Source organism: Stenotrophomonas sp. DR822, from assembly GCF_019793815.1.
Taxonomy (GTDB): Bacteria; Pseudomonadota; Gammaproteobacteria; order Xanthomonadales; family Xanthomonadaceae; genus Stenotrophomonas; species Stenotrophomonas indicatrix.
This window is the reverse complement of record NZ_CP081826.1, coordinates 665,996-689,869: the sequence shown is the minus strand read 5'-3', so window position 1 is coordinate 689,869 and position 23,874 is coordinate 665,996. Positions and strand designations below refer to the sequence as shown.

The window sequence follows — 23,874 nt, the reverse complement described above, 5'->3', positions numbered from 1 at the left end:
CGTCGCTACCGCTTCGAAAGGGTCAGCGGACCTCGGTCACCCGCGTCGGCAGTTCCCAGGTACCCCCGGGAACGCCGCGGCACAGGCCGCCACTGATCGCCGAGGTCGCGACGAAGCGGGTGCCATCCCAGGTCCACGTTTCATCCGACACGCAGTCAGCCAGGCCGCGGCCCTTGTGCGAGGCGACGATCTGCCCGTCGCCGTAGTCGATCGCGTCGCTGGTCACCCACTGCGGCTGATAGGGCGCTTTCTCACCGATGACCCAGTAACCATCACCGGAGTTGTAGGCCGCGCGCCAGCAGGGGACGTTGACCAGCAGATGCTTGGCGTCCAGGCGCTGGATCTGCAGTGGTGAATTGCTGATCGAAAGATCCGGGTCGGTGTCGAGCAGGCCTTCGCAGCTGGGTTCTTCCAGAGTGGCGCGCAGCGCCGCACGCAGCGCCGGCGAGGCAGCCAGCTTGGAAAACGCCGGGTCGTCCGGTGGCGTCGACAGCGTCGGTGCCTTGCGCACCACGGGTTTGGCAACGGCGGCAGGCACGCTGCTTTCGGCGGCGGCACCCTTGCGCATCACCGCGCCCGGCGTGCCGACACGGCCCTGGAACTCATCGGTCTTCAACAGCACAGCCGCTGCGCCCTTGTCCGACAGCGGCCACGTGTGATCGGCGGCATCGACAACCGCGATGCCACCATCGCGCGCCAGCGCGGACAGCACTGCGCTGGTCTGTGCCGCGCTGAGCACGTGGACACCCGGCTCCGTGGCCGGCGCCAGCACACCGAGGTCACGCTGCTGGATGCGCAGGTGCAGCGCGCCCTTCGGCTGCGGCTGGTCATCGATCGGCTGCAACGACATCCGACCGCTGATGGCCTGATTGGGGCCGCCCGCCCGGGTCAGCAGCACGCTCAGGGTGCTGTCATCGCCACTGGCGTAGCCGGCCGCGCGGCACGTACGCGTGTTGTCGCAGGCCACGACCCAGTCGTGATGCTGGAAATAGAGGCCTGCAGGCGCATCGACGGCGCTGGCGGCCAACGGCCAGCACAGGGCCAGCAGGGTGGGAAGCAGGGTGGGAAGCAGGGGAGAACGCATGGGCATCCTTGCACGGGATCGGGAAGTCGCACATGGTGCGCCCAGGGGCAGCGAAGAACCAGCATCGAATCACGTTAACCCCGTCCACCCGGTTGGTGCGTTCAAGCAGTCACGATCCCATTGGAGTCCTGTCATGGTCTTCGCCCGTTGCTGCACCGTACTGCTGTTGGCCCTGGCAAGCTGGCCGGCACTGCCCCAGGCGTCGCGGCGTCCGGCACCGCCGATGACGTCCACACCGTTGCTGATTGCACCCGCGGCGGAACAGCCCGTGCAGCTGCGACAGGCGCGCATCGAAGGCGAGGTCCAGGCCGGTATCGCCCAGACCCGTATCACCCTGGAGTTCCATAACCCCAACCAGCGCGTGCTGGAGGGCGAGCTGCAGTTCCCGTTGGCCGAGGGCCAGCAGATCACCGGTTTCGCCTTGGACATCAACGGCGAGTTGCGCGAGGCAGTACCGGTGCCCAAGGACCGCGGTCGTGAGGTGTTCGAGGAGATCGCCCGGCGTGGCGTCGATCCGGGCCTGCTGGAGCAGACCGCCGGCAACCAGTTCCGGCTGCGCGTGTATCCACTGCCGGCCGGCGGCGGCCGCCGCGTACAGTTGGTCGTACGCGAGCCGCTGGCATATGCCGGGCAGGGCTGGCGTTGGACACTGCCGCTGCAGTTCGTCGCCGGCGCCGCAGCCGTCGAACTGGACGTGCGGGCACCGAAGGGGGCTGAGGCAGGAAGCGCGCCGTTCCGCATCGCCGATGGCCGCCTGCACTGGCAAGGACGTGGCGCGCAGTTGCCGGCCCAGCTGCAATGGACGCTGCCGGCCGAGCGCAAGGCACAGGTGCAGGTTGCGCGCTGGCAGGACGGTCACTACCTGTTGGCGCAGCTGCCGGTGCCGACGTCGGCCGCGCCGCGCCGTGTGCCATCGGAGGTGGGCCTGCTGTGGGACGGCTCGGGCTCCGCAGGCCAGCGCGACCGTACCCGCGAGTTCGCCCTGCTGGATCGCTACTTCGCTGTGATGGGCGAGGGCAACGTCGCGCTGACCGTGCTGCGTGATCGCGCCGAGCCCGTGCGTCATTTCCGTATCCGCAGCGGTGACTGGAGTGAACTGCGGCGCGCGTTGATGGCGGTGCAGCCGGATGGTGCCAGCGCGCTGGCGCAGTGGCAGCCGCAGCCCTCGGTGAAGGAGTACCTGATGGTCAGCGACGGCCTGCTGACCTATGGGCCGGAAGCACTGCCGGCGTTGGCTGCCGATCAGCGCCTGTTTGCGGTCAGCAGTGCCGGCGCACGCACCGATGCCGCCCGCCTGCGCGGTTGGAGCGAGGCGCATGCGGGCAGTTTCGTGGCGCTCGGCAGCGATATCGATGCCGCTGCACGGGAGCTGCTGTCAATGCCGCTGGATGTCCAGATCGATGCCGGCCGTGGCGTGCAGGACGTGGTGGTCGACCGCCGCAGCCAGGCCCAGGGCTGGCTGTGGTTGCATGCGCGGTTGGCGGCCGAAGGTGTGCCGATGCGGGTGCGCATTGCCGGTGGGCAATGGCAGGCACTGCCGGAGAGCTCCACCAGCGCCGATGGCGATCTGCTGGCCGGCCTGTGGGCACAGGCACGCCTGCAGCAGTTGTCGACCGATCGGCGCGGCAATCGCGAGGCGATGCAGCGCCTGTCGCAGCAGTTCAGCCTGGTGGGCCCGGACACTTCACTGATCGTGCTGGAAACGCTGGACGACTACCTGCGCTACGCGATCCGCCCCGCAGGTGCCTTGCGCGCCCAGTATGACCAGCGCTTCGCACGCCAGGTTGCAGATCGCGATGCCGCCGACCGTCAGCGCCTGGACAAGGTGGTGGCGCAGTGGCAGCAGCGCCAGCAATGGTGGAGCCGCCGTTGGCCGAAGGGCATGCGCGTGCAGGCGAAGTCGCTGGAAGTGGTCGGTCAGGACGCGTACGCGGCTGCCCCGGTGGCGATGCTCGCCGCGCCTCCTCCCGCGCCAGCACCGATGGCCGTTGCTGCCGAGCAGCGGGCGGAGTCCAGCAGCGCGCGCGCCCGTCGATCGCCGCCGCGGCAGGCACCTGCGGGCCTGGAGGCCGCGATGGATGCCGTTGCCATCGAGCCCACGGCGTCCAATGCACCGGCCGCCGCCAATGACGGTCAGCTGGGCATCAGGTTGGCTGCCTGGCAATCGGATTCGCCGGTTGCCCGCCGCCTGCGCCAGGGGCCGTCGTCGCAGCTGTACGACCGCTATCTGGCCGAGCGCGCTGCGAATGCCAGCAGCAGCGCGTTCTTCCTCGACGTGGCCGATCTGTTGATCGAACAGGGGCAGCGCGATCTTGCCCTGCGCGTGCTGTCCAACCTGGCTGAGATGGAGCTGGACAACCGCCATCTGCTGCGCGTTCTCGGCTATCGCCTGCTGCAGGCCGATGCACCCGCACTGGCGGTGCCGGTGTTCGAGCAGGTGCTGGCGATGGGCCAGGAGGAACCGCAGAGCTTCCGTGATCTTGGCCTGGCGCTGGCCGCAGCCGGCAAGCCGCAGCAGGCGCTGGCGCCGCTGTACCAGGTGGTCGTGCGGCCGTGGGATGGTCGTTTCGACGGCATCGCGCTGATCGCCCTGGATGAACTGACCACCCTGGTGGCCGGCAGCAAGCCGCGCCTGGATACCACCGGCATCGACCCGCGCCTGCTGCAGGCGATGCCACTGGACCTGCGCGTGGTGCTGGCCTGGGATGCCGACAACAGCGACATGGATCTGTGGGTCACCGACCCGAACGGCGAGCGTGCGTACTACGGCAACCGCCTGACCTACCAGGGTGGGCAGATGTCGCAGGACTTCACCGGTGGCTATGGTCCGGAACAGTTCTCGCTGCGCAACGCCAAGCCGGGCAAGTACAAGGTGGAGGCAAACTACTTCGGCAGCCGCCAGCAGCTGGTGACCGGTGCGACGACGCTGATGCTGCGCCTGACCACCCATTGGGGCACGCCGAAGCAGAAGGACCAGATGATCACGATGCGGCTGAAGGATCGTGCCGAGACGGTGCTGGTTGGCGAGTTCGAGGTGCGGTAGCGCCGGGCCATGCCCGGCGGCCGGCGCTGTGGTCCTGCGTGATGCTCACTGCGTCGTTGCGATCAGCACGCAACCCGAACAGCGGCCGCAGCCAGCGCACACGGCGCACCAGCAGTTCGTGGATCAGCAGGCAGCCGGCGACGGTGCCGACAATCACCAGCGCCGGCTCCAGCCATGCACCCAGCTGCAAGGGCCGCAACCAGTACAACAGCACGATCAGCACGGTCTGGTGCAGGATGTACCAGCTGAACACCGCCTCGCGGCAGTAGCCCAGGCCACGCCATGGCCGCGCCAGCAGGACCTGCGCCCAGCCGAAGAGCGCCAGCAGGGAACACCAGGTGTACAGCGCTCGGCCAACGCGCTCGGTCTGCGCCCACGGCAGCGCCAGCACCCACTGCGGCAGATCGCCGAGGTCGGGCATCCGCCCCAACGCGCGGATGCCCAGTTCGACAGTCAGCCCGACAACGGCCAGCACCAGGGTCAACCGACGGCCGCGCACCAGCAGATCCCAGCCACGCTGCCAGCGCGCGGCGAGGAAGCCGCCGAGGAACAGGGGCAGCGATTCGGCGTGGACGTACAGGTCATCGACCAGCGCATGGGTTGGCGGGTGGGCGGGCAGGATCACCAGCAGCGCCCATGCCAGCCACAGCACCGGCAGCAGCAGGCACAGCGTGGCCACCCGGCGGTCGCCCGTAGGCAGGCCCGGCAGTCGGTGGCGCAGCGGCCGCACTAGGCTGGCCAACAGGATCGCCAGCAGCGTGTAAGGGATCAGATAGGCCAGGTACCACAGGTGGTTCCAGGTGAAGCCATAGGCGGCACCGGTGAAGCTGGCGCCCGGCCACGGCCGGAACTGCCAGTAGCGCCACAGGAATGCGCCGAGCCCTGGCGTGACGTCGCCCTTGTCCACCGCTTCACAGTAGGCCTGCAGCGAAACGACCGCGACGATGCCGAACAACAGTGGCAACAACAGCCGCCCGCCGCGCCGCAACGCGAACCGCCAACGGCCCTGCGCGGGCAGGCACAGGCCCAGCGCGATGCCGGAGATGGCAAACAGCAGCGGCATGCGCCAACGATTCAGCGCGATCATCGGCCATTGCAGCCACTCCGCGGTGTGGACGCTCTTGAGGTGGAAGTCCCATCCGGCCACGTAGGCCATGGCCACGTGGTAGAGGATCAACAGCCCGAAGGCACCGATACGCAGGGTGTCGAGGTCGTGGCGGCGGGTCATGGCGGTATCCGTGTTGGCGTCCTCGCAGAGTGGAAATCCTTGTGGGCTGTCGCCAGCAGGAAGGGGCGGTTGGATGCCCTGCAGGGCCCAATGGCGGGGCGGGGGGACGAATGGCGTACGTCAGCGGGGCTGTGGTTGGCGATAATCCAGTGATGGATGACTACAACCAGCAGGACCCGGACGTGCGTGGCGAATCGATGGGCAACGGCAGGCAAGGGCGGCAGGCAGCCGTGTTCTGGGTCGTACTGTTCCTGGGGACGGCGGCGGCCAATGTGCTGGCCAAGGCCATGATGGCGGCGCGCGATGGGCTGCCCTCCCAATGGATGGCGGCCACGATCGACGAGTTCAGCAGTGCGCTGGTGTCCTTGCTGCTGCTGGCGTTGTTGATCCGCGCCGCCTCGCGTTGGCCGCTGCACGCTGACACCTGGCGGCAGCGACTGATGCCGTACCTGCTGGGTGCGGTCGCGTGGTGGCTGCTGCACGTGAGCGGGATGGTGCTGCTGCGCAAGGGCGCGCACGCCCTGCTTGGCGGCCACTACACGTTCGGAGACTGGCCGGCGCAATGGTTCTATGAATTCTTCAAGGACATCCAGACCTATGCGCTGCTGGTCTCGGCAGTCCATGCCCTGGCCTGGTTCGGCCGCCGCCGCCAGGGTGAAGCGACCCTGCTGGCCGCACCCGACGAGGGCCCACCGGTGGAGCCGGTTGATCGCCCCGACCACTTCCTGGTGCGCAAGCTGGGCAAGGAGTTCCTGGTGGCCACGGCCGATGTCGAGTACGCCCAGGCCGCCGGCAACTACGTGAACCTGCGGGTGCGCGGCCATGACTACCCGCTGCGGATCACCATGGCGGTGCTGGAAGCGCGACTGGACCCGGTCCTGTTCCTGCGCAGCCACCGCAGTTGGCTGGTCAACCGCGGCCAGCTGCGCTCGATCGAGCCGCTGGATGGCGGCGAGGCCTTGCTGCACATGGCCGATGGGGCCAAGGTGCCCTGCAGCCGGCGGCAGCTGCCGCTGCTGCGCCAGGCCTTGGGCGGGTAGGGGCGTGGCAGGGCGGGACCGGCTTCTGCGCCGGTTCACCCCGGCCTGCGGTATCATTTACAGTCATCTTTTGAATGCATAACCGCCGACATGATCGAACTGAATCCTGTCCGCCAGCGCATCGCCGATCTGACCGATCGCGTGTTGTCGCTCCGGGGGTATCTTTGACTACGACGCCAAGAAAGAGCGTCTTGAGGAAGTAACGCGGGAGCTGGAAAGCCCCGACGTCTGGAACAACGCCGAGTACGCCCAGAACCTGGGTCGTGAGCGCTCGACCCTGGAAAAGACCGTGGGCGGCATCGCCGCGGTGCTGGAGGGCCTGAGCGACGCCACCGAACTGCTGGAGCTGGCCGAGTCCGAGCAGGACGAGGACACCGCGCTGGCCGTGGTGGCCGACCTGGACAAGCACCAGGCGCACGTGGAGAAGCTGGAGTTCCAGCGCATGTTCTCCGGGCAGATGGACAACGCTCCGGCGTTCGTCGACATCCAGGCTGGTGCCGGTGGTACCGAAGCCCAGGACTGGGCCGAGATCCTGCTGCGCATGTACCTGCGCTGGTGTGAATCGCGTGGCTGGAAGACCGAGCTGATGGAAGTGTCCGGTGGCGACGTCGCGGGCATCAAGTCGGCTACGCTGCGCGTGGAAGGCGACTACGCCTACGGCTGGCTGAAGACCGAGACCGGCGTGCACCGCCTGGTGCGCAAGTCGCCGTTCGACTCGGACAACCGCCGCCATACCAGCTTCACCTCGGTGTTCGTGTCGCCGGAAGTGGACAACAATATCGAAATCGACATCAACCCGGCCGATCTGCGTACCGACGTGTACCGCTCCTCCGGTGCCGGTGGTCAGCACGTCAACAAGACCGAGTCGGCGGTGCGTATCACCCACATCCCGACCAACACGGTCGTGGCCTGCCAGACCGGCCGCAGCCAGCACCAGAACCGCGACAACGCGATGAAGATGCTGGCCGCCAAGCTGTACGAGCTGGAGATCCAGAAGCGCAACGCCGAGCGTGATGCGGTGGAAGCCACCAAGTCCGATATCGGCTGGGGCAGCCAGATCCGCAACTACGTGCTCGACCAGAGCCGTATCAAGGACCTGCGCACCGGCATCGAGCGTTCGGATACGCAGAAGGTGCTCGACGGTGACCTGGACGAGTTCGTCGAGGCCAGCCTGAAGGCCGGCCTGGCGGTCGGCTCCAAGCGCATCGATGCCTGATGCGTGCCCGGCGACAGCGGTACCGTCCGCTGCCCGGGCCCTGCGTTGCGGGACGTCTTCGGCGTCCCGCAACGCCGTTGAAACCTGCAGGGCAGGGCGATGATGCGCAGTGAAGCCGAACGCAAGGAACTGGGAGGCTTTCTCAAGGCCTGCCGTGCGCGGGTCGACCCCGCAACGCTGGGGCTGCCAGCCGGCCGCCGACGCACGCCGGGCCTGAAGCGCGAGGAAGTCGCGTTGGCGATCGGGGTCAGTGTCAGCTGGTACACCTGGATCGAGCAGGGCCGCGAAGTGCGCGCCTCGCCCGAGGTGCTGGAGCGCCTGGCGCAGGTACTGCGATTGAGCGACGACGAGCGCGCCTACGCGTTCGCACTGTCCGGCCATGGCGTGCCGCTGGAATCGCCCGATGAGACGGTGACCGACGGCCTGCGCCAGCTGGTGGCGGCGATGCAGCCGATCCCGGCCTACGTGCGCAATACCCGATTCGACATCCTGGCCTGGAACCCGGCCATCGCCGATCTGTTCGTCGACTACGGTCAACTGGCGCCGCACGAACGCAACACGCTGCGGCTGATGTTCCTGTATCCGCCGTACCGCACGTTGATCCTCAACTGGGATGAAATGACCCGCGGGCTGCTGGCCAGCTTCCGCGCGGCGATGGCGCAGGCGCCGGACAAGGCGCCGTTCCTGGCGCTGGCCGAGGACATCGGCGCGCACAGCGAGCAGTTCCGCCAGTGGTGGCCCGAGCACGATGTGCGTCGTTTCGACGAGGGTGCGAAGACGCTGAACCATCCCACGCGCGGGCTGCTGGACCTGCAGTACGTGGCGCTGGTGCCGGAGAGCCGGCATGACCTGTCACTGGTGACCTACCTGCCGCGAAGGTAGGTGGGTCGGCAGGGCTGCGCCCTGCGCCTGCTGTAGTGCCGGCCGCTGGCCGGCAACCTCAACAGCAACAGCAACAGCGGGCTTTCCGTGGGGTGGCGGGGCGGTGTCGGAGTGCGGGGACGCCGCAAGTACGTCCGTGTAGGCTTGGCCGCGGCATCCATGCCGCGGACACCCCGCACTCCGACACCGCCCCACCTCTGACAGATCTCCGCTGCTGTTGGCAGGTGTCGACCTTGGTCGACACGTTGATCCACGCCACGCGTGGATGCTTTTCTGTTTCAATTCGAGATAGTCGATCTCGATGGAAATTCATCCACGCATGGCGTGGATCTACTGGAGGCGCCGGGTTGGGTCTGGAGAAGAGCCCCCTGAGTCAGGGGGCGGCCGCGAAGCGGCGGGGGTATGGGGGCTGGTAAGTGGGGCCCGCGGTTCGCGTAGCGAAGCGTGGGAGCGGCAGCGCGCATGCGATGGCGCGTACCCGGGCGCAGCCCTGCCGGGAAACCACCCCATTCAGGCAGGTAAGTACAGGTCACAGGATACGCAGACGCCTTGTTGCTGCCATCGATCGGGTCCACATTCGTTGTCAGGAAACGGGCAGCCGCCCGTTGTCGAGACAACAGGAGACCTGCATGTCCGCTTCCCCCGCAGCCCCCGCTGCCATTTCCCGCGATCCGGCCACCGGCCAGCAGATCGCCAGCCACCCGTTCGCCACCGACGTTGAGCTGGAAGCCATCCTTGACCGCGGCCAGGCCGGTTTTGCAGCCTGGAGCGCGCAGTCACTGGAACAACGCGCCAGCGTGCTGCGTGCGATGGCTGCCGTGCTGCGCCGCGACCGTGAACCGCTGGCCGCGATGGCCACTGCCGAAATGGGCAAGGTCCACGCCGAGTCGCTGGCCGAGATCGAGAAGTGCGCGGTGCTGTGTGACTGGTACGCCGACAACGGTGCGGCGTTCCTGCGCGACGAGCCGACCGCGGTGGCCGACAACAAGGCCTATGTCTCCTACCTGCCGCTGGGCGTTGTGCTGGGCATCATGCCGTGGAATTTCCCGTACTGGCAGGTGATGCGCGCGGCCGTGCCGATCCTTATGGGCGGCAACGGCTTCCTGCTGAAGCCGGCCGAGAACATCGTCGGCACCGCGGGGCTGCTCGCCGCTGCGTGGCGCGACGCGGGCCTGCCCGACGGCACCTTCATTGCCGCCAACATCAGCCGCGAGGGAACCCGTGCCGCCATCGCCGATGACCGCATCGCGGCCGTGACCCTGACCGGCAGCGTCGCTGCGGGGCGCAGCATCGCCGCGCAGGCCGGGCAGGCGCTGAAGAAGGTGGTGCTGGAGCTGGGTGGCTCGGATCCATTCATCGTGCTGGCCGACGCCGACCTGGAGGCAGCGGTCGATGCCGCGGTGGCCTCGCGCTTCCAGAACACCGGGCAGGTGTGCATTGCCGGCAAGCGCATCATCGTCGAAGACGCCATGTATGAGCGTTTCGTGGCGTTGTTCTGCGAGCGCGTGCAGGCGCTGACCGTGGGCGATGGCCGCGAGGCCGGCAACCGGATCGGACCGATGGCCCGGCAGGACCTGCTGGAACAGCTTGATGCACAGGTGCGTGCGTCGGTCGAGGCCGGTGCGCAGTTGCTGGTGGGCGGCAAGCAGCTCGATCGCCCCGGCAGTTTCTATGCACCCACCGTGCTGGCGGGCGTCGAGCCGGGCATGCAGGCCTTCGACACCGAGACCTTCGGCCCGGTGGCGTCGATCAGCCGCGCGCGCGACGCCGACCATGCGGTGGAACTGGCCAACCAGAGCGAGTTCGGCCTGAGCGGCAATCTGTGGACCGGCGACCACGCCCGCGCGATGCAGCTGGCGCGCCGGCTGCAGACCGGTGGCGTGTTCGTCAACGGTTTCTCTGCCTCCGATCCACGCGTGCCGATCGGCGGAGTGAAGAAGAGCGGTTTCGGCCGCGAGCTGTCGCACTTCGGCATCCGCGAATTCGTCAACGCGCAGACGGTGTGGTTCGACCGCCGTTGACGCGGGCCATCCACCGTTCCTGTCAGCATCCCTGCAACGTTCCATCATCACGCACTGCGAGAAGGACGTCATCCCATGTCCAAGGGTTCCGATCTGCTCGTCGCCGCACTCGAAAACGAGGGCGTCGAGCGCATTTTTGGCATTCCCGGTGAAGAGAACCTCGATGTCGTCGAGTCGCTTCGCCACTCCAGCATTGAGCTGGTCATCACCCGCCACGAACAGGCTGCCGTGTTCATGGCCGCCACCTACGGCCGCCTGACCGGCAAGCCCGGCGTGTGCCTGGCCACGCTCGGCCCGGGTGCACTGAACTTCACCACCGGTGCCGCCTACGCACTTCTCGGCGCGTGGCCGGTGATCATGATCACCGGGCAGAAGGGCATCGTGGCCAGCAAGCAGGCGCGCTTCCAGATCGTGGATATCGTCAGCACGATGAAGCCGCTGACCAAGTCGGCGCGGCAGATCGTGTCGGCGCGCACCATCCCCACCATCGTCCGCGAGGCCTTCCGCACGGCGCTGGAAGAACGCCCGGGGCCGGTGCTGCTGGAACTGCCCGAGGACATCGCGGCCATGGAGGTCGAGGACGTTGCATTGATCCCGCCACACCCGGTGGATCGGCCGATCGCCAGTCCCGAAGCGCTGGACCGTGCGGCGCAGGTCATCCGCGAGGCCAAGCGGCCGCTGCTGGTGATCGCGTCGGCGGCGTCGCGACCGCAGTCCAGCGAAGCGCTGTCGGCCTTCGTGCTGCGGGCCGGTATCCCGTTCGTCACCACGCAGATGGGCAAGGGCGCGGTGGCCGGTGGCTCGGGCCTGTACATGGGCACGGCGGCACTGAGCGAGCGCGACTACGTGCACATGGCCATCGACCAGGCTGACGTGATCGTGACCATTGGCCACGAGGTGACGGAGAAGCCGCCCTTCGTGATGCGCCCAGGTGGCCGCACGGTCATCCACATCGGCTATTCGCAGGCCGCGGTGGAGCAGGTGTACTTCCCGCAGGTGGAGGTGATCGGCGATATCGGCCGCTCGCTGACCCTGCTGGCCGACCGTATCGAGGGCAGGGTGGACAACGCCGCTGCACTGCTGCCGCTGCGCGCGACGATCCTGGAGCACATCGCCGACCGCGCCGAAGAGGCCGGTTTCACGCCGCAGCGGCTGGTGTATGACGTGCGCCAGGTGATGCCGCCGGATGGCATCGTGGCGCTGGACAATGGCATGTACAAGATCTGGTTCGCGCGCAACTACCGCACCCAGGTGGCCAACACACTGCTGCTGGACAACGCATTGGCAACGATGGGCGCGGGGCTGCCGTCGGCGATCATGGCCTCGATCCTGTACCCGCAGCGCCGCGTGCTGGCGGTCTGTGGCGATGGCGGTTTCATGATGAACAGCCAGGAGCTGGAGACGGCACGACGGCTGGGCCTGAACCTGGTAGTGCTGATCCTCAACGACGGCGCCTACGGAATGATCCGCTGGAAGCAGGCGGTGGACGGTTTCGCCGACTACGGCATGACCTTCGGCAATCCGGATTTCGTCAAATACGCCGAGGCCTATGGCTGCCAGGGGCACGAGGTGACGGCGATCGAGCAGTTCATTCCGACCCTGGAAGCAGCGTTCACCGCGGGCGGCGTGCATCTGGTGTCGGTGCCGGTGGACTATTCGGAGAACCAGCGGGTGCTGGTGGATGAGCTGCGGCAGGCGTTCCCCGGGAACGGCTAGGTGTCGCCCCCCCGGAGCCCCGTAGGCGTCGCCCCCCGGCCCGGTAGGTGTCGACCTTGGTCGACACGGTGAGCGCCAACCAAGGTTGGCGGCTACCGGAGCAGGGGCGGCCCGAGTCCGGGGCAGGGTGCTTTTGGTATGCTGGGTAACCGGCTGTGCCGGGCGCAACACTCCCCCTCACTACACGATTCCCGCAGATCCATGAGCGAAGCTACCGATACCCCCCCCGTCGACGAAAACAAGTTGATCGCCGAGCGCCGTGAGAAACTCAAAGCGCTGCGCGGGCAGGGCATCGCGTATCCGAACGACTTCCGTCGCGAGGACTTCGCCGGCAGCCTGCAGGTAGAATTCGCCGATGCGGAGCAGTGGACCGCCGAAACCCTGGAAGGCAACGGCCGCCAGGTGAAGATGGCCGGTCGCCTGATGGCCAAGCGGGTCATGGGCAAGGCCAGCTTCGCCCAGATCCAGGACGAATCGGGCCGCATCCAGCTGTTCCTGCAGGGCAGCGTGCTGGGTGATGCCTACACCGCCTTCAAGGGCTGGGACGTGGGCGACATCATCGCTGTCGAAGGTGGCCTGACCCGCACCAAGACCGGCGAGCTGTCGGTCAAGGCCGAATCGATCCGCCTGCTGACCAAGTCGCTGCGCCCGCTGCCGGACAAGTGGCATGGCCTGGCCGACGTCGAGCAGCGCTACCGCCAGCGTTACGTCGACCTGATCGTGACGCCGGAGTCGCGCGCGGTCTTCATCAAGCGCTCGAAGATCATCCGTGCGATGCGTGCATGGCTGGACAACCGCGACTTCCTCGAAGTCGAAACGCCGATGATGCATTACATCCCCGGCGGCGCGGCGGCCAAGCCGTTCACCACCCACCACAACGCGCTGGACCTTGACCTGTACCTGCGCGTGGCGCCGGAGCTGTACCTCAAGCGCCTGACCGTCGGTGGCCTGGAACGCGTCTACGAAATCAACCGCAACTTCCGCAACGAAGGCGTCAGCACCCGCCACAACCCGGAATTCACCATGATGGAGCTGTACGAGGCCTATGCCACGTACAACGAGATCATGGACCTGACCGAAGGCGTGATCCGTGACGTGGCACAGTCGGTGAACGGCACCACCGTGGTCGAGTGGGACGGCGCCAACATCGACCTGGGCCCGGCGTTCCGCCGCTGGCGCATGGACGAGGCGGTGCGCCACCACAACCCGGAAATCTCCGCGGCCGACTGTACCGACCGTGATGCGCTGCTGCGCCATTGCGAGCGCCTGAAGATCCGCGTCAAGCCGTCCTACGGCTGGGGCAAGCTGCTGCTGGAGATCTTCGAAGCCACCGTCGAGCACACCCTGATCCAGCCGACCTTCATCACCGATCACCCGGTGGAGGTCTCGCCGCTGGCCCGCGCCAACGACAACGATCCGGGCTATACCGACCGCTTCGAATTGTTCGTCAACGGCAAGGAGCTGGCCAACGGCTTCTCCGAGCTGAACGACCCGGAAGACCAGGCCCAGCGCTTCCAGGCGCAGGTGGCGGCGAAGGAAGGCGGCGATGACGAGGCCATGCACTACGACGCCGACTACATCCGTGCGCTGGAGTACGGAATGGCGCCGACCGGCGGCCTTGGCATCGGCGTCGATCGCCTGGTGATGCTGCTGACCGGCAGTAGCTCGATCCGCGACGTGCTGCTGTTCCCGTACATGCGTCCGGAGCAGTAACCGGCGTTTTCGGCGTCCGTTTGTGCGCGTCGTCCCGATTTGAGACGGCGCCATTGACGCACCCCGCACTCGGCGTATCGTTATTGCACAACCTTGACGCCGGCTATGGCTTGATGGGGTCAGGGGAGGCCGCAACGTGGAGAATTCGCTTCACATTGTGACGACGATCATGAATCGGGGAGCTTGTGACGGGAGTCGAGCCGATGCAGGGTGCCAGCGTGCACAGCGGCGGGGTATCCTCGCCCGCTGACCTTTCAGCATGGTCGAGAAAGCAGGCAGAGAACGCCTTGAACATCGTCATCGTCGATGACCAGACTTCCGCACGGACGATGCTCCGTCACGTCATCGAGGACATCGCGCCGGAACTGAGCGTGCATGACTTCGGCGATCCGTTGACGGCGCTCGCGTGGTGCGAATCGTACCCGGTTGACCTGCTGCTTCTCGATTACCGCATGCCGGAGATGGACGGGCTGGAGTTCGCCCGCCGCTTCCGCCGGCTGCCCAAACATCGCGATATTCCGGTGATCCTGATCACCGTGGTGGGTGACGAGCCGATCCGCCAGGCAGCACTGGAAGCCGGCGTGATCGATTTCCTGGTCAAGCCGATCCGCCCACGCGAACTGCGCGCACGCTGCTACAACCTGTTGCAGCTGCGCCAGCAGACCGAGAACGTGAAGCAGCGCGCGCTGTCGCTGGAGCAGCGGCTGCTGGCCAGCATGCACGAGGTGGAGGAGCGCGAGCGCGAGACGCTTTCGCGGCTGGCGCGTGCGATCGAGTTTCGTGATGCCGGCACCAGTGCCTACCTGGAGCGCATGGCGCGCGTGGCTGGTCTGATTGCCGAGCAGCTGGGCCTGCCTGAAGACGACGTCAAGCTGATCGAGATGGCCGCGCCGCTGCACGACATGGGCAAGATCGCCATCCCCGATGCGGTGCTGCTCAAGCAGGGCAAGCTCAATGATGAGGAGCTGGCGATCATGCGCCGGCATCCGCGGATTGGCCATGAACTGCTCAGCGGCAGCCAGAACCGCTTCATCCAGGTCGGTGCATTGATCGCGCTGCGTCACCATGAGCGCTACGACGGCAGTGGTTATCCCGATGGCCTGGTCGGCGATGCGATTCCGCTGGAGGCACGCATCGTGGCCGTGGCCGACGTGTTCGATGCGCTGATCTCGCCGCGCCCCTACAAGGAAGCGTGGACGATGGAAGCCACCATGGCCTACCTGTATGCCCAGCGCGGGCGCCTGTTCGATCCGCGTTGCGTGGACGCGTTGCTGCGCGGCCGTGAGCAGCTGGAACAGATCTGCGCCGAGCACTCCACCGCCTCTGCACGGCCGGGGCTGGGCGCGTGAAGCGCCTGCTGTCGCGATTGCGGTTGCGCCTGTCCCAGCGGCAGGACAGCGAGCACGGGCAGCAGATCGTCCGCATCGTCCTGATCAGCCTGATCCTGGCTTACGTGCTGCTGCCTTCGGCGCGGCATGATCTGCCGCACACCCAGTATGTCGGTGTACTGGCGATCGTGTTGACGGGGCTGAGCCTGTCGCTGCTGTTGTTCGGCTGGCTGCTGTGGCGGCCGCAGCGTTCGGATCCGCGCCGCGTACTGGGCATGCTGGCCGACTACGGCCTGATCGCTGCCGGCATGATCCAGATGGGCGAGCCGTTGTCGTGGGTCTACATCGTGGTGATGTGGGTGACGGTGGGCAACGGCATGCGCTTCGGCAACCACTACCTGTATGTGGCCGTGGCGATGGCGATGGTCAGCTTCGGCAGTACCGCGCTGTTCACCCCCTATTGGCAACAGAACGCACGTTTGGCCATCGGCCTCTGGCTTGGCCTGGCGGCGGTTCCCCTGTATTTTTCCACGCTGCTGCGGCAGTTGACCGAAGCGATGGCCGAGGCGCGGCGCGCCAGCGAAGCTAAGAGTCGATTCCTGGCCAACATGAGCCACGAGTTTCGTACCCCACTCAATGGATTGAATGGCATGACAGAAGTGTTGGCGACCACGCGCCTGGATGACGAGCAGCGTGAGTGCGTGAGTACCATCCAGGCGTCATCGCGCAGTTTGCTGGCGCTGGTCGAGGAAGTGCTGGACATCTCGGCGATCGAGGCCGGCAAGCTGCGCGTGGTCGCCGAGGATTTCGTCCTTTCCGAAGTGATGCAGGCGATCGGCCTGATCCTGTTGCCGCAGGCCAAGGCCAAGCGCCTGGACTACCGGGTGAAGGTGGCCGAGACCGTGCCGCCGACCCTGCGCGGCGACGTTGGGCATCTGCGGCAGATCCTGCTCAACCTGGCCGGCAACGCGGTCAAGTTCACCGATCACGGCCGGGTCGAGATCCGCGTCAGCGTTGTCCACGCTGACACCCAGGGTGGGGTGCGGCTGCGCTTTGACATTCTCGACACCGGCATCGGCGTTGCACCGGCGATGCGTCCGCGTCTGTTCGAGGCCTTCGAGCAGGCCGACGTCAGCATGGCCCGCCGCCATGAAGGTACCGGCTTGGGCACGACCATCGCCAAGGGGCTGGTCGAAGCGATGGACGGCGAGATCGGTTACCTGGACAACCCGCCGCAGGGCAGCCACTTCTGGGTGGAGCTGCCGTTCGCGCCACCGCAGCCGGTGGTCCCGGGTGCGGTACCGACCCTTGCTGCTGGCGACGAAACCGGTGCCGGCGGCAACGTCATCGCCTTCGCTGATCCGTTCCTGCGCCATCGCGCGCGCGTGCGCAGCATGCAGATCCTGGTCGCCGACGACCACGAGGCCAACCGCATGGTGCTGCAGCGGCTGCTGCAGAAGGCCGGGCACAAGGTGCTGTGCGTCGATGGTGGCGAGGCGGTGCTCGACGCACTGGCTGAAAGCGAGTTCGATGCGGCCATCGTCGATCTGCACATGCCGGGCATGAGTGGCCTGGACATGCTGAAGGAGCTGCGGGTGATGCAGGCCGGCGGCGGCCCGCGCACACCGGTACTGGTGCTCAGCGCCGACGTCACTCCCGAAGCCATCCAGCGCTGTACCCAGGCCGGTGCACATGCGTTCCTGGCCAAGCCCGTGGTGGCCGTGCGCCTGCTGGATACCCTGGCCGAGATTGCCAACAACGCACAGCTCAAGACGAGTGCGCCGCCGATCGTGCGCACCGTCACCAACCTTGATGGCGTGCTCGATACCGGCGTGCTTGATGAGCTGGCCTCGCTGGGAATGGGCGAGGGTTTCGAGCGCGAGTTCATCCGCCAGTGCCTGGACGATGCCGAATCGTGCCTGCGCAAGGCTGAAGGCGATGGTGAAGCCGCACGCTGGGGCGCTTTCCGCGAGCAGTCGCATGCGATCAAGGGCGTGGCCAGCAATCTGGGCCTGGTGCGCGCGTCCAACCGCGCCGGTGAGTTGATGCGGATGGCCGACTGGCAGCTCAAGGCCGAATGGCGGCAGCGTCTTGCGGTGCTGCAGGGGGCCATCAAGGAAGGCCGGCAGGCGCTGGATGCGCGCGCCGAACGCAAGGCACGCGGCGTGGCCGACGACGGCGAGCGGTAGAGCCAGGCCTGCCGGGCCTGCGCGGCGGGTTGCCGATGACGGCGGGCCCCATAAAAAAAGCCCGGTGGCCAGCCGGGCTTGAACCCTGCGGGGGAGGGGAACGTATCAGGCCACATCCAGATTGGCGCGTCGGGTCTGCGCCTTGATCAACCGGTCCATGGTGCGCAGCGAACGATCACCCAGGGCCAGTGCCGAATCGACCCAGACCTTGGTGATTTCCAGCAGTTCGTCGTAGCTGACCGCCTGTGCCAGGTTGCGCGCGGCATTCATTGCCAGGTACGACTGCGGCAGGCGCTGCTGCTGGCGGATCATCTCTTCGACCGCGCCGCGGCCTTCCCCTTTCCTGACCAGCACGTCGACCACGCCCATCGCGTGCATCTCCTCGGCGCTGTAGATACGGCCATCGAGGATGATCTTCTCGGCCAGCTGCGGTGCCACCCGGCGGCACAGGAACGAGTAGGCGCCCATGCCCGGGAACAGGCCGAACAGCACTTCGGGCAGGCCCAGGCCGCACCCTTCCTCGGCCACGATGGTGTGGCAGGCCAGGGCCATTTCCAGGCCACCGCCCAGCGCATCGCCCTGGATCAGGGCGATCGAGCGGACGTCGCCACCGAAGCCGGTGTGCAGGTGGTGGACGCCCTCCACGCAGCGTTGGGCATAGGTCAGCAGCAGGTCGCGATTGCCTTCGCGGATCAGGCGGGTGAACAGGTCCAGGTCTCCGCCCAGGTTGTAGGCGGCGGCGTCGGAGGCCAGCACGAAATGGCGCAGCTGGCCGCTGTGGCGCTGCGCCGGCCCGCGGGTGATGGCGCTCATGTAGCTCCACATCTCGTCCAGCATGTCCTTGCGGCAGCAGGGACGCACGCCGGTGGAGGCATCGGCGTGCATGAACAGCCAGTGTGCGGCGCCGTCGGCGCTGTCCTGGGTGCGGATGGTGGCATAGGGCGAGCCGCTGCTGGGCAGCTTTTCGATGGTACTCATGGAAGGGTCCTCGGCGGTGCGGCCCGCAGATCAAGGTGGTGGCCGGCGGGCCGAACGGTCCACTCACGCGGCGATGCTACACCGGCCCCGGGCCCGCGCATGCGAAAAGGCCCGGGTCGTTGCCGACCCGGGCCTGAGCGCGTTCAACTTTCCCGAAACCCTTACTGGGCGGGCGTATCGCGGAGTTCGCGACGCAGGATCTTGCCAACGTTGGTCTTCGGCAGCTCTTTTCGGAATTCAACGATTCTGGGGTGCTTGTAGCCGGTCAGGTTGGCCCGGGCGTGCTCCTTGACCATCTCGGCGGTCAGGTTCGGGTCCTTCTTGACGATGACCACCTTGACCACCTCGCCGGACTTCTCGTCCGGTACGCCGACCGCGGCCACTTCCAGCACGCCCGGCATCATCGCGATGACGTCTTCGACTTCATTGGGGTACACGTTGAAGCCGGACACCAGGATCATGTCCTTCTTGCGGTCGACGATGTAGAAGAAGCCGTGCTCGTCCATCTTCGCCATGTCGCCGGTGTGCAGCCAGTCGTCGGCGTCGATGGCCTTGGCGGTTTCCTCCGGGCGCTGCCAATAGCCCTTCATCACCTGCGGGCCGCGGATGCACAGCTCGCCCACTTCACCCAGCGCCAGGATGTTGCCGTTGTCGTCCTTGATGCAGGCATCGGTGGACGGAATCGGCAGGCCGATCGAGCCGTTGTACTCGGCCAGGGTAAGCGGGTTGATGCAGGCCGCCGGCGAGGTCTCGGTCAGGCCGTAGGCCTCGACCAGGGTGACGCCGGTGGTCTTCTTCCAGCGCTCGGCGACCGCACGCTGCACGGCCATGCCGCCACCCAGGGTCACCTTCAGTGAGGAGAAATCGACGGTGTCGAAGCCGGGGGTGTTGAGCAGGCCGTTGAACAGCGTGTTGACGCCGGTGATCGCGGTGAAGCGCACCGACTTGAGCTCCTTGACGAAGCCCTTCATGTCACGCGGGTTGGTGATCAGGTGGTTGCAGCCACCGAACTTCATGAAGACCAGGCCGTTCGCCGTCAACGCAAAGATGTGGTACAGCGGCAGGGCGGTGATGATCCATTCCTTGCCCATCTCGATGCCTGATGCGCTGATCCAGGCCGAGGCCTGCTGCATGTTGGCGATCAGGTTGCGGTTGGTCAGCATCGCGCCCTTGGCCACACCGGTGGTGCCGCCGGTGTACTGCAGGAACGCCACGTCGTCATGGTCGATCTCGACCTTCGGCAGGGTGTGGCGGCTGCCCAGCTTGAGCGCCTGCTTGAAGCGGATCGCGCCCTTCAGGTGGTAGTTGGGCACCATCTTCTTGATGTACTTGAGCACGAAGTTGACGATCGTGCCCTTGGCGCCGAGCAGGTCGCCCAGGCCGGTGGTGATGACCTGCTTGACCTGGGTATCGGCGATGACCTGTTCGACGGTGTCGCCGAAGTTGTCCACCACCACCAGCGCGGTCACGCCGGCGTCGACCAGCTGATGCTTCAGCTCGCGCGCGGTGTACAACGGGTTGACGTTGACCACGGTCAAGCCTGCACGCAGCACGCCGAAAGTGGCGATCGGGTATTGCAGGCAGTTGGGCATCATCAGGGCGACGCGGTCGCCCTTCTTGAGCTTCAGCTCGCCCAGCAGGTAAGCGGCGAACTGTTCGACCAGCGCGTCGGTCTCACCGTAGGTGAGGGTCTTGCCGAAACTGGAGTAGGCCGGTCGGTCGCGGTACTTCGCGACGGAGGCGTCGAAGACCGAAACTACCGAATGGAACTCGTTGACGTCGATTTCGGCGGGAACGCCTTTCGGATAGCTCTGCAGCCAGGGACGATCCAGACTCATATTCCCCCTCCAGGAATCGTAATGATGGGTGCGGCGCGGACAGTATCCGCCAGAACCGCTCTCCGCAGCATACCGTCCCGTAGGGAAAACGCGAAGAGGGTGGACACTGCGCGGCCGTATGCGCCAAAAGCCGCCGGGCATGGCCCGGCGCTACTGAAGGCAAAGCTCGCCTCGTAGCGCCGGGCCATGCCCGTCGACCGAAGGCAAAGCTCGCTTGGTAGCGCAGGCCATGCCCGGCGACCGAAGGCAAAGCCCGCCTGGTAGTGCCGGGCCATGCCCGGCGGATGTTTCCGATGTCCGGAGACTCAGCTCTTGTTGCGCACCGGCGCGCCGTTGGCCTTGTAGTACGCAGCCGTGCTGCGCGGCAGCGGCGCGCGGCCACGGATCACATCGGCCAGCTTCTCGGCGATCATGATGGTCGGTGCGTTGAGGTTGCCGGTGACCACCTGCGGCATGATCGAGGCATCGACGATGCGCAGGGCTTCCAGGCCGTGCACGCGGCCCTGGCCGTCAACCACCGCCATCGGATCATCGGCGTGGCCCATCTTGTTCGAGCACGACGGATGGTAGGCGGTCTCGGCATGCTCGCGCACGAACGCATCGATCTGCGCGTCGGTCTGCAGCGCGCTGCCCGGCGAAATCTCGCGGCCGCTGTACGGTGCCAGTGCCGGCTGCGCGAAGATCTCGCGGGTGATCCGGATTGCCGAGCGGAACTCGCGCCAGTCCTGGTCGTGCGACATGTAGTTGAACAGGATGCTGGGATCATCGCGCGGATCCTTCGAGCGCACGTGGATGCGGCCGCGGCTGGGCGAGCGCATCGAGCCGACATGCATCTGGAAGCTGTGCGCCTTGATCGGGTTGGAGCCGTTGTAGTTGATCGCCACCGGCAGGAAGTGATACTGCAGGTTGGGCCAGTCGAATTCGGCATCGCTGCGGATGAAGCCGCCGGCTTCGAACTGGTTGCTGGCGCCGATGCCGGTGCCCAGGAACAGCCATTCGGCGCCGATTGCCGGCTGGTTGTACAGCTTCAGTGCCGGGGCCAGCGAGACCGGCTTCTTGCACTCGTACTGCAGGTACATCTCAAGATGGTCCTGCAGGTTGGCGCCGACGCCGGGCAGGTGGTGCACCAGGTCGATGTCCAGGCTGCGCAGCAGGTCGGCCGGGCCGACGCCGGAGCGCTGCAGGATCTGCGGCGAGGCGATGGCGCCGCCGCAGAGCAGTACTTCGCGGCGTGCGGTGGCGCGCTGCGGCTGGTCGTTGTGCAGCCACTGCACGCCCACCGCGCGCTTGCCCGAGAACAGGATGCGGTCGGTCAGCGCGTGGGTGACGATGGTCAGGTTCGGGCGCGGCTTGGCCAGATCCAGGTAGCCACGGGCGGTGCTGGAGCGGCGTCCCTTCGGCGTGACGGTACGGTCCATCGGACCGAAGCCTTCCTGCTGGTAGCCGTTGAGGTCGTCGGTGCGCGGGTAACCGGCCTGCACGCCGGCCTCGACCATCGCCGCGAACAGTTCGTTGTTGCCGGCCTTGGGCGTGGTGACGCGCAGCGGGCCGTCGCCGCCGTGGTAGTCGTTCGGGCCGATATCACGGGTTTCGGCCTTGCGGAAGTACGGCAGGCAATCCAGGTAAGTCCAGTCTTCCAGGCCCGGCATGCCGGCCCAGTTGTCGTAGTCCATCGCGTTGCCGCGGATGTAGCACATGCCGTTGATCAGCGACGAACCGCCCAGGCCCTTGCCACGACCGCAATCCATCCGGCGGTTGTTCATGAAGGGCTCGGGATCGGTCTTGTACGCCCAGTTGTAGCGGCGGCCCTGCAGCGGGAAGGCCAGTGCGGCGGGCATCTGGGTACGGAAATCGAGCCGGTAGTCCGGGCCACCGGCTTCCAGCAGAAGCACGCTGACATCGGCATCTTCGGTGAGGCGGGTGGCCAGCACGTTGCCGGCCGAACCGGCGCCGATGATGATGTAGTCGTACTCGTTATGGGTGCTCATGGTTGCTCTCCTGCAGGCCGGGCGCGCTGCATGCAGGCGTCCCGGCGGAATGTCGGATCGGCGCGGTGGCCGGACGATGGGCGGTGCTCAGGACGCGCCGGTCAGAACACGCTGGCGTAGTCGCCCAGTTCGACCTGCACCGACTTGATGCGGGTGTAGTGGCCGAGGGTGGAGATACCGTTCTCGCGGCCAACGCCGGACTGCTTGTAGCCGCCGACCGGCATTTCCGCCGGCGACTCGCCCCAGGTGTTGATCCAGCAGATGCCGGCTTCCAGGCGATGGATGATGCGGTGGGCGCGGCTGATGTCCTTGCTGACCACACCTGCGGCCAGGCCGAAGGTGGTGTCGTTGGCGCGACGGATCACTTCGTCCTCATCGTCGTAGGCGAGGATGCTCATCACCGGCCCGAAGATCTCTTCGCGGACAATCGTCATGTCGTCGCGGCAGTCGGAGAACACCGTCGGCAGCACGTAGGCGCCGTCGGCCAGGGCACCGTCGGTGGCACGACCGCCGCCGGTCACCAGGCGCGCGCCTTCGCTCTTGCCGCTTTCGATGAAGCGCAGCACGTTTTCCATGTGCGGGAAGCTGGTCAGCGGGCCGAAGTTGGTCTCGGCGGCCATCGGGTCGCCGATGCGGATGCGCTTGACGCGCTCCACCACGGCAGCTTCGAACGCGGCCAGCATGCTGCGCGGCACGAACACGCGGGTACCGTTGGTGCAGACCTGGCCGGAGCTGAAGAAGTTGGCCATCACCGCGATGTCGGCGGCACGGTCGAGATCGGCGTCGTCACAGATCACCAGCGGCGACTTGCCGCCCAGTTCCATCGTCACTTCCTTCAGCGACGACGATGCAGCGCTGGCCATGACCTTCTTGCCGGTGGCCACGCCGCCGGTGAAGGAGATCTTCTCGATCACCGGGTGCTCGGTCAGCCAGTTGCCGATCTCGCGGCCCGGGCCCTGCACGACGTTGAACACGCCGTCCGGCACGCCGGCTTCGGTGTAGATCTCGGCCAGCTTGATCGCGGTCAGCGGGGTCACTTCGGACGGCTTGAACACCATTGCATTGCCGGCGGCCAGGGCCGGGGCCGACTTCCACATGGCGATCTGGATCGGGTAGTTCCAGGCGCCGATGCCGGCGACCACGCCCAGCGGCTCGCGGCGGGTATAGAAGAAGCTCGATTCGCGCAGCGGCAGCTGGATGCCTTCGATGGCGGTGGCCAGGCCGGCGTAGTACTCCAGTACGTCGGCACCGGTGACGATGTCCACCGTGGTGGTTTCGGCCAGCGCCTTGCCGGTATCCAGGGTTTCCAGGTGGGCCAGCGCGTCGTTGCGCTCGCGCAGGATCTCGACGGCACGGCGCAGGATGCGCGAGCGCTCCATGGCGGTCATCGCTGCCCACACCTTCTGGCCTTCGCTGGCGCTTTCAACGGCGCGTTCGACATCGGCCTGGCTGGCGATCTGAACTTCAGCCAGCACCTGGCCATTGGCAGGGTTGACGGTCTGGAAGGTCTTGCCGCTGGTGGCGTCGACGCGGCGGCCGTGGATGTACAGCTGTTGCACGGGCAGGGTGGTCATCGGCTTGCTCCTGGAAGGGATGGGGCGGGGTCGTGG

The 23,874-nt window shown here is 66.8% G+C and carries 15 protein-coding genes; 9 read left to right on the top strand and 6 right to left on the bottom strand.

Annotation, left to right across the window (positions count from 1 at the left end):
* Positions 1–22: 22 nt before the first annotated feature.
* Positions 23–1,084: a DUF1176 domain-containing protein gene (locus K5K93_RS03145; protein ID WP_222389735.1), complete on the bottom strand. Its 1,062-nt coding sequence runs from the start codon at positions 1,082–1,084 to the stop codon at positions 23–25.
* A 133-nt stretch (positions 1,085–1,217) separates the two neighbouring features.
* On the opposite strand from K5K93_RS03145, the gene K5K93_RS03140 reads away from it, so the two are divergent.
* Positions 1,218–4,127: a VIT domain-containing protein gene (locus K5K93_RS03140; protein ID WP_222389734.1), complete on the top strand. Its 2,910-nt coding sequence runs from the start codon at positions 1,218–1,220 to the stop codon at positions 4,125–4,127.
* Here the strand turns inward: K5K93_RS03140 and K5K93_RS03135 are convergent.
* Positions 4,066–5,355: an acyltransferase family protein gene (locus K5K93_RS03135; RefSeq protein ID WP_222389732.1), complete on the bottom strand. Its 1,290-nt coding sequence runs from the start codon at positions 5,353–5,355 to the stop codon at positions 4,066–4,068. The two genes, K5K93_RS03140 and K5K93_RS03135, sit on opposite strands and share 62 nt — an antisense overlap.
* Before the next feature lie 197 nt (positions 5,356–5,552).
* On the opposite strand from K5K93_RS03135, the gene K5K93_RS03130 reads away from it, so the two are divergent.
* The 8 genes from K5K93_RS03130 (at position 5,553) to K5K93_RS03095 (ending at position 17,460) form a co-directional block, all read left to right on the top strand.
* Positions 5,553–6,395, top strand: coding sequence for a LytTR family DNA-binding domain-containing protein (locus K5K93_RS03130; RefSeq protein ID WP_222390956.1), 843 nt, complete (start codon positions 5,553–5,555; stop codon positions 6,393–6,395).
* A 90-nt stretch (positions 6,396–6,485) separates the two neighbouring features.
* Positions 6,486–7,611 (top strand): peptide chain release factor 2 gene (gene prfB, locus K5K93_RS03125; RefSeq protein ID WP_099783880.1). Its coding sequence is split into 2 segments (ribosomal slippage): positions 6,486–6,560 and positions 6,562–7,611, totalling 1,125 coding nucleotides; the frame shifts between segments, so codons are not numbered across the junction.
* Positions 7,612–7,710: 99 nt separating this feature from the next.
* A complete protein-coding gene (locus tag K5K93_RS03120; RefSeq protein WP_222389731.1) occupies positions 7,711–8,493 on the top strand; it encodes a helix-turn-helix transcriptional regulator in 783 nt (260 codons plus the stop codon).
* Positions 8,494–9,122: 629 nt separating this feature from the next.
* Positions 9,123–10,514, top strand: a complete 1,392-nt coding sequence (locus K5K93_RS03115; protein WP_222389730.1) for an NAD-dependent succinate-semialdehyde dehydrogenase — start codon at positions 9,123–9,125, stop codon at positions 10,512–10,514.
* Positions 10,515–10,589: 75 nt separating this feature from the next.
* Positions 10,590–12,230 (top strand): acetolactate synthase large subunit, encoded by a 1,641-nt coding sequence (locus K5K93_RS03110; protein WP_222389728.1) that lies wholly within the window; start codon positions 10,590–10,592, stop codon positions 12,228–12,230.
* 201 nt (positions 12,231–12,431) lie between these two features.
* Positions 12,432–13,943: a lysine--tRNA ligase gene (lysS, locus tag K5K93_RS03105; protein ID WP_222389727.1), complete on the top strand. Its 1,512-nt coding sequence runs from the start codon at positions 12,432–12,434 to the stop codon at positions 13,941–13,943.
* A gap of 203 nt (positions 13,944–14,146) precedes the next feature.
* The gene (locus tag K5K93_RS03100; protein ID WP_025878945.1) at positions 14,147–15,292 is read left to right on the top strand and encodes a two-component system response regulator; all 1,146 of its coding nucleotides are present in this window, start codon (positions 14,147–14,149) and stop codon (positions 15,290–15,292) included.
* A complete protein-coding gene (locus K5K93_RS03095) occupies positions 15,289–17,460 on the top strand; it encodes a response regulator (RefSeq protein ID WP_093819591.1) in 2,172 nt (723 codons plus the stop codon). The genes K5K93_RS03100 and K5K93_RS03095 overlap by 4 nt, the downstream gene beginning before the upstream one ends.
* A gap of 105 nt (positions 17,461–17,565) precedes the next feature.
* Here K5K93_RS03095 and K5K93_RS03090 read toward each other — a convergent pair whose 3' ends face one another.
* The 4 genes from K5K93_RS03090 to betB all read right to left on the bottom strand — a co-directional run bounded on the left by K5K93_RS03090 (position 17,566) and on the right by betB (position 23,838).
* A complete protein-coding gene (locus tag K5K93_RS03090; protein ID WP_222389726.1) occupies positions 17,566–18,438 on the bottom strand; it encodes a crotonase/enoyl-CoA hydratase family protein in 873 nt (290 codons plus the stop codon).
* 161 nt (positions 18,439–18,599) lie between these two features.
* Positions 18,600–20,276 carry a long-chain fatty acid--CoA ligase gene (locus K5K93_RS03085; protein WP_093819583.1) on the bottom strand — a complete coding sequence of 559 codons (1,677 nt, stop codon included), beginning with the start codon at positions 20,274–20,276 and terminating at the stop codon, positions 18,600–18,602.
* Between the two features lie 305 nt (positions 20,277–20,581).
* Positions 20,582–22,264, bottom strand: a complete 1,683-nt coding sequence (betA, locus tag K5K93_RS03080; RefSeq protein WP_222389724.1) for a choline dehydrogenase — start codon at positions 22,262–22,264, stop codon at positions 20,582–20,584.
* A gap of 101 nt (positions 22,265–22,365) precedes the next feature.
* On the bottom strand, positions 22,366–23,838 hold the full coding sequence (gene betB / locus K5K93_RS03075; protein WP_222389723.1) for a betaine-aldehyde dehydrogenase: 1,473 nt from the start codon (positions 23,836–23,838) through the stop codon (positions 22,366–22,368).
* Positions 23,839–23,874: the final 36 nt, after the last annotated feature.

Coding starts and splice junctions, on each gene's coding strand:
- K5K93_RS03115 (WP_222389730.1), top strand. CDS start 9,123: ATGTCCGCTTCCCCCGCAGCCCCCGCTGCCATTTCCCGCGATCCGGCC.
- K5K93_RS03130 (WP_222390956.1), top strand. CDS start 5,553: ATGGGCAACGGCAGGCAAGGGCGGCAGGCAGCCGTGTTCTGGGTCGTA.
- K5K93_RS03090 (WP_222389726.1), bottom strand. CDS start 18,438: ATGAGTACCATCGAAAAGCTGCCCAGCAGCGGCTCGCCCTATGCCACC.
- lysS (WP_222389727.1), top strand. CDS start 12,432: ATGAGCGAAGCTACCGATACCCCCCCCGTCGACGAAAACAAGTTGATC.
- K5K93_RS03085 (WP_093819583.1), bottom strand. CDS start 20,276: ATGAGTCTGGATCGTCCCTGGCTGCAGAGCTATCCGAAAGGCGTTCCC.
- betA (WP_222389724.1), bottom strand. CDS start 22,264: ATGAGCACCCATAACGAGTACGACTACATCATCATCGGCGCCGGTTCG.
- K5K93_RS03110 (WP_222389728.1), top strand. CDS start 10,590: ATGTCCAAGGGTTCCGATCTGCTCGTCGCCGCACTCGAAAACGAGGGC.
- K5K93_RS03120 (WP_222389731.1), top strand. CDS start 7,711: ATGATGCGCAGTGAAGCCGAACGCAAGGAACTGGGAGGCTTTCTCAAG.
- betB (WP_222389723.1), bottom strand. CDS start 23,838: ATGACCACCCTGCCCGTGCAACAGCTGTACATCCACGGCCGCCGCGTC.
- K5K93_RS03135 (WP_222389732.1), bottom strand. CDS start 5,355: ATGACCCGCCGCCACGACCTCGACACCCTGCGTATCGGTGCCTTCGGG.
- K5K93_RS03145 (WP_222389735.1), bottom strand. CDS start 1,084: ATGCGTTCTCCCCTGCTTCCCACCCTGCTTCCCACCCTGCTGGCCCTG.
- K5K93_RS03140 (WP_222389734.1), top strand. CDS start 1,218: ATGGTCTTCGCCCGTTGCTGCACCGTACTGCTGTTGGCCCTGGCAAGC.
- K5K93_RS03100 (WP_025878945.1), top strand. CDS start 14,147: ATGCAGGGTGCCAGCGTGCACAGCGGCGGGGTATCCTCGCCCGCTGAC.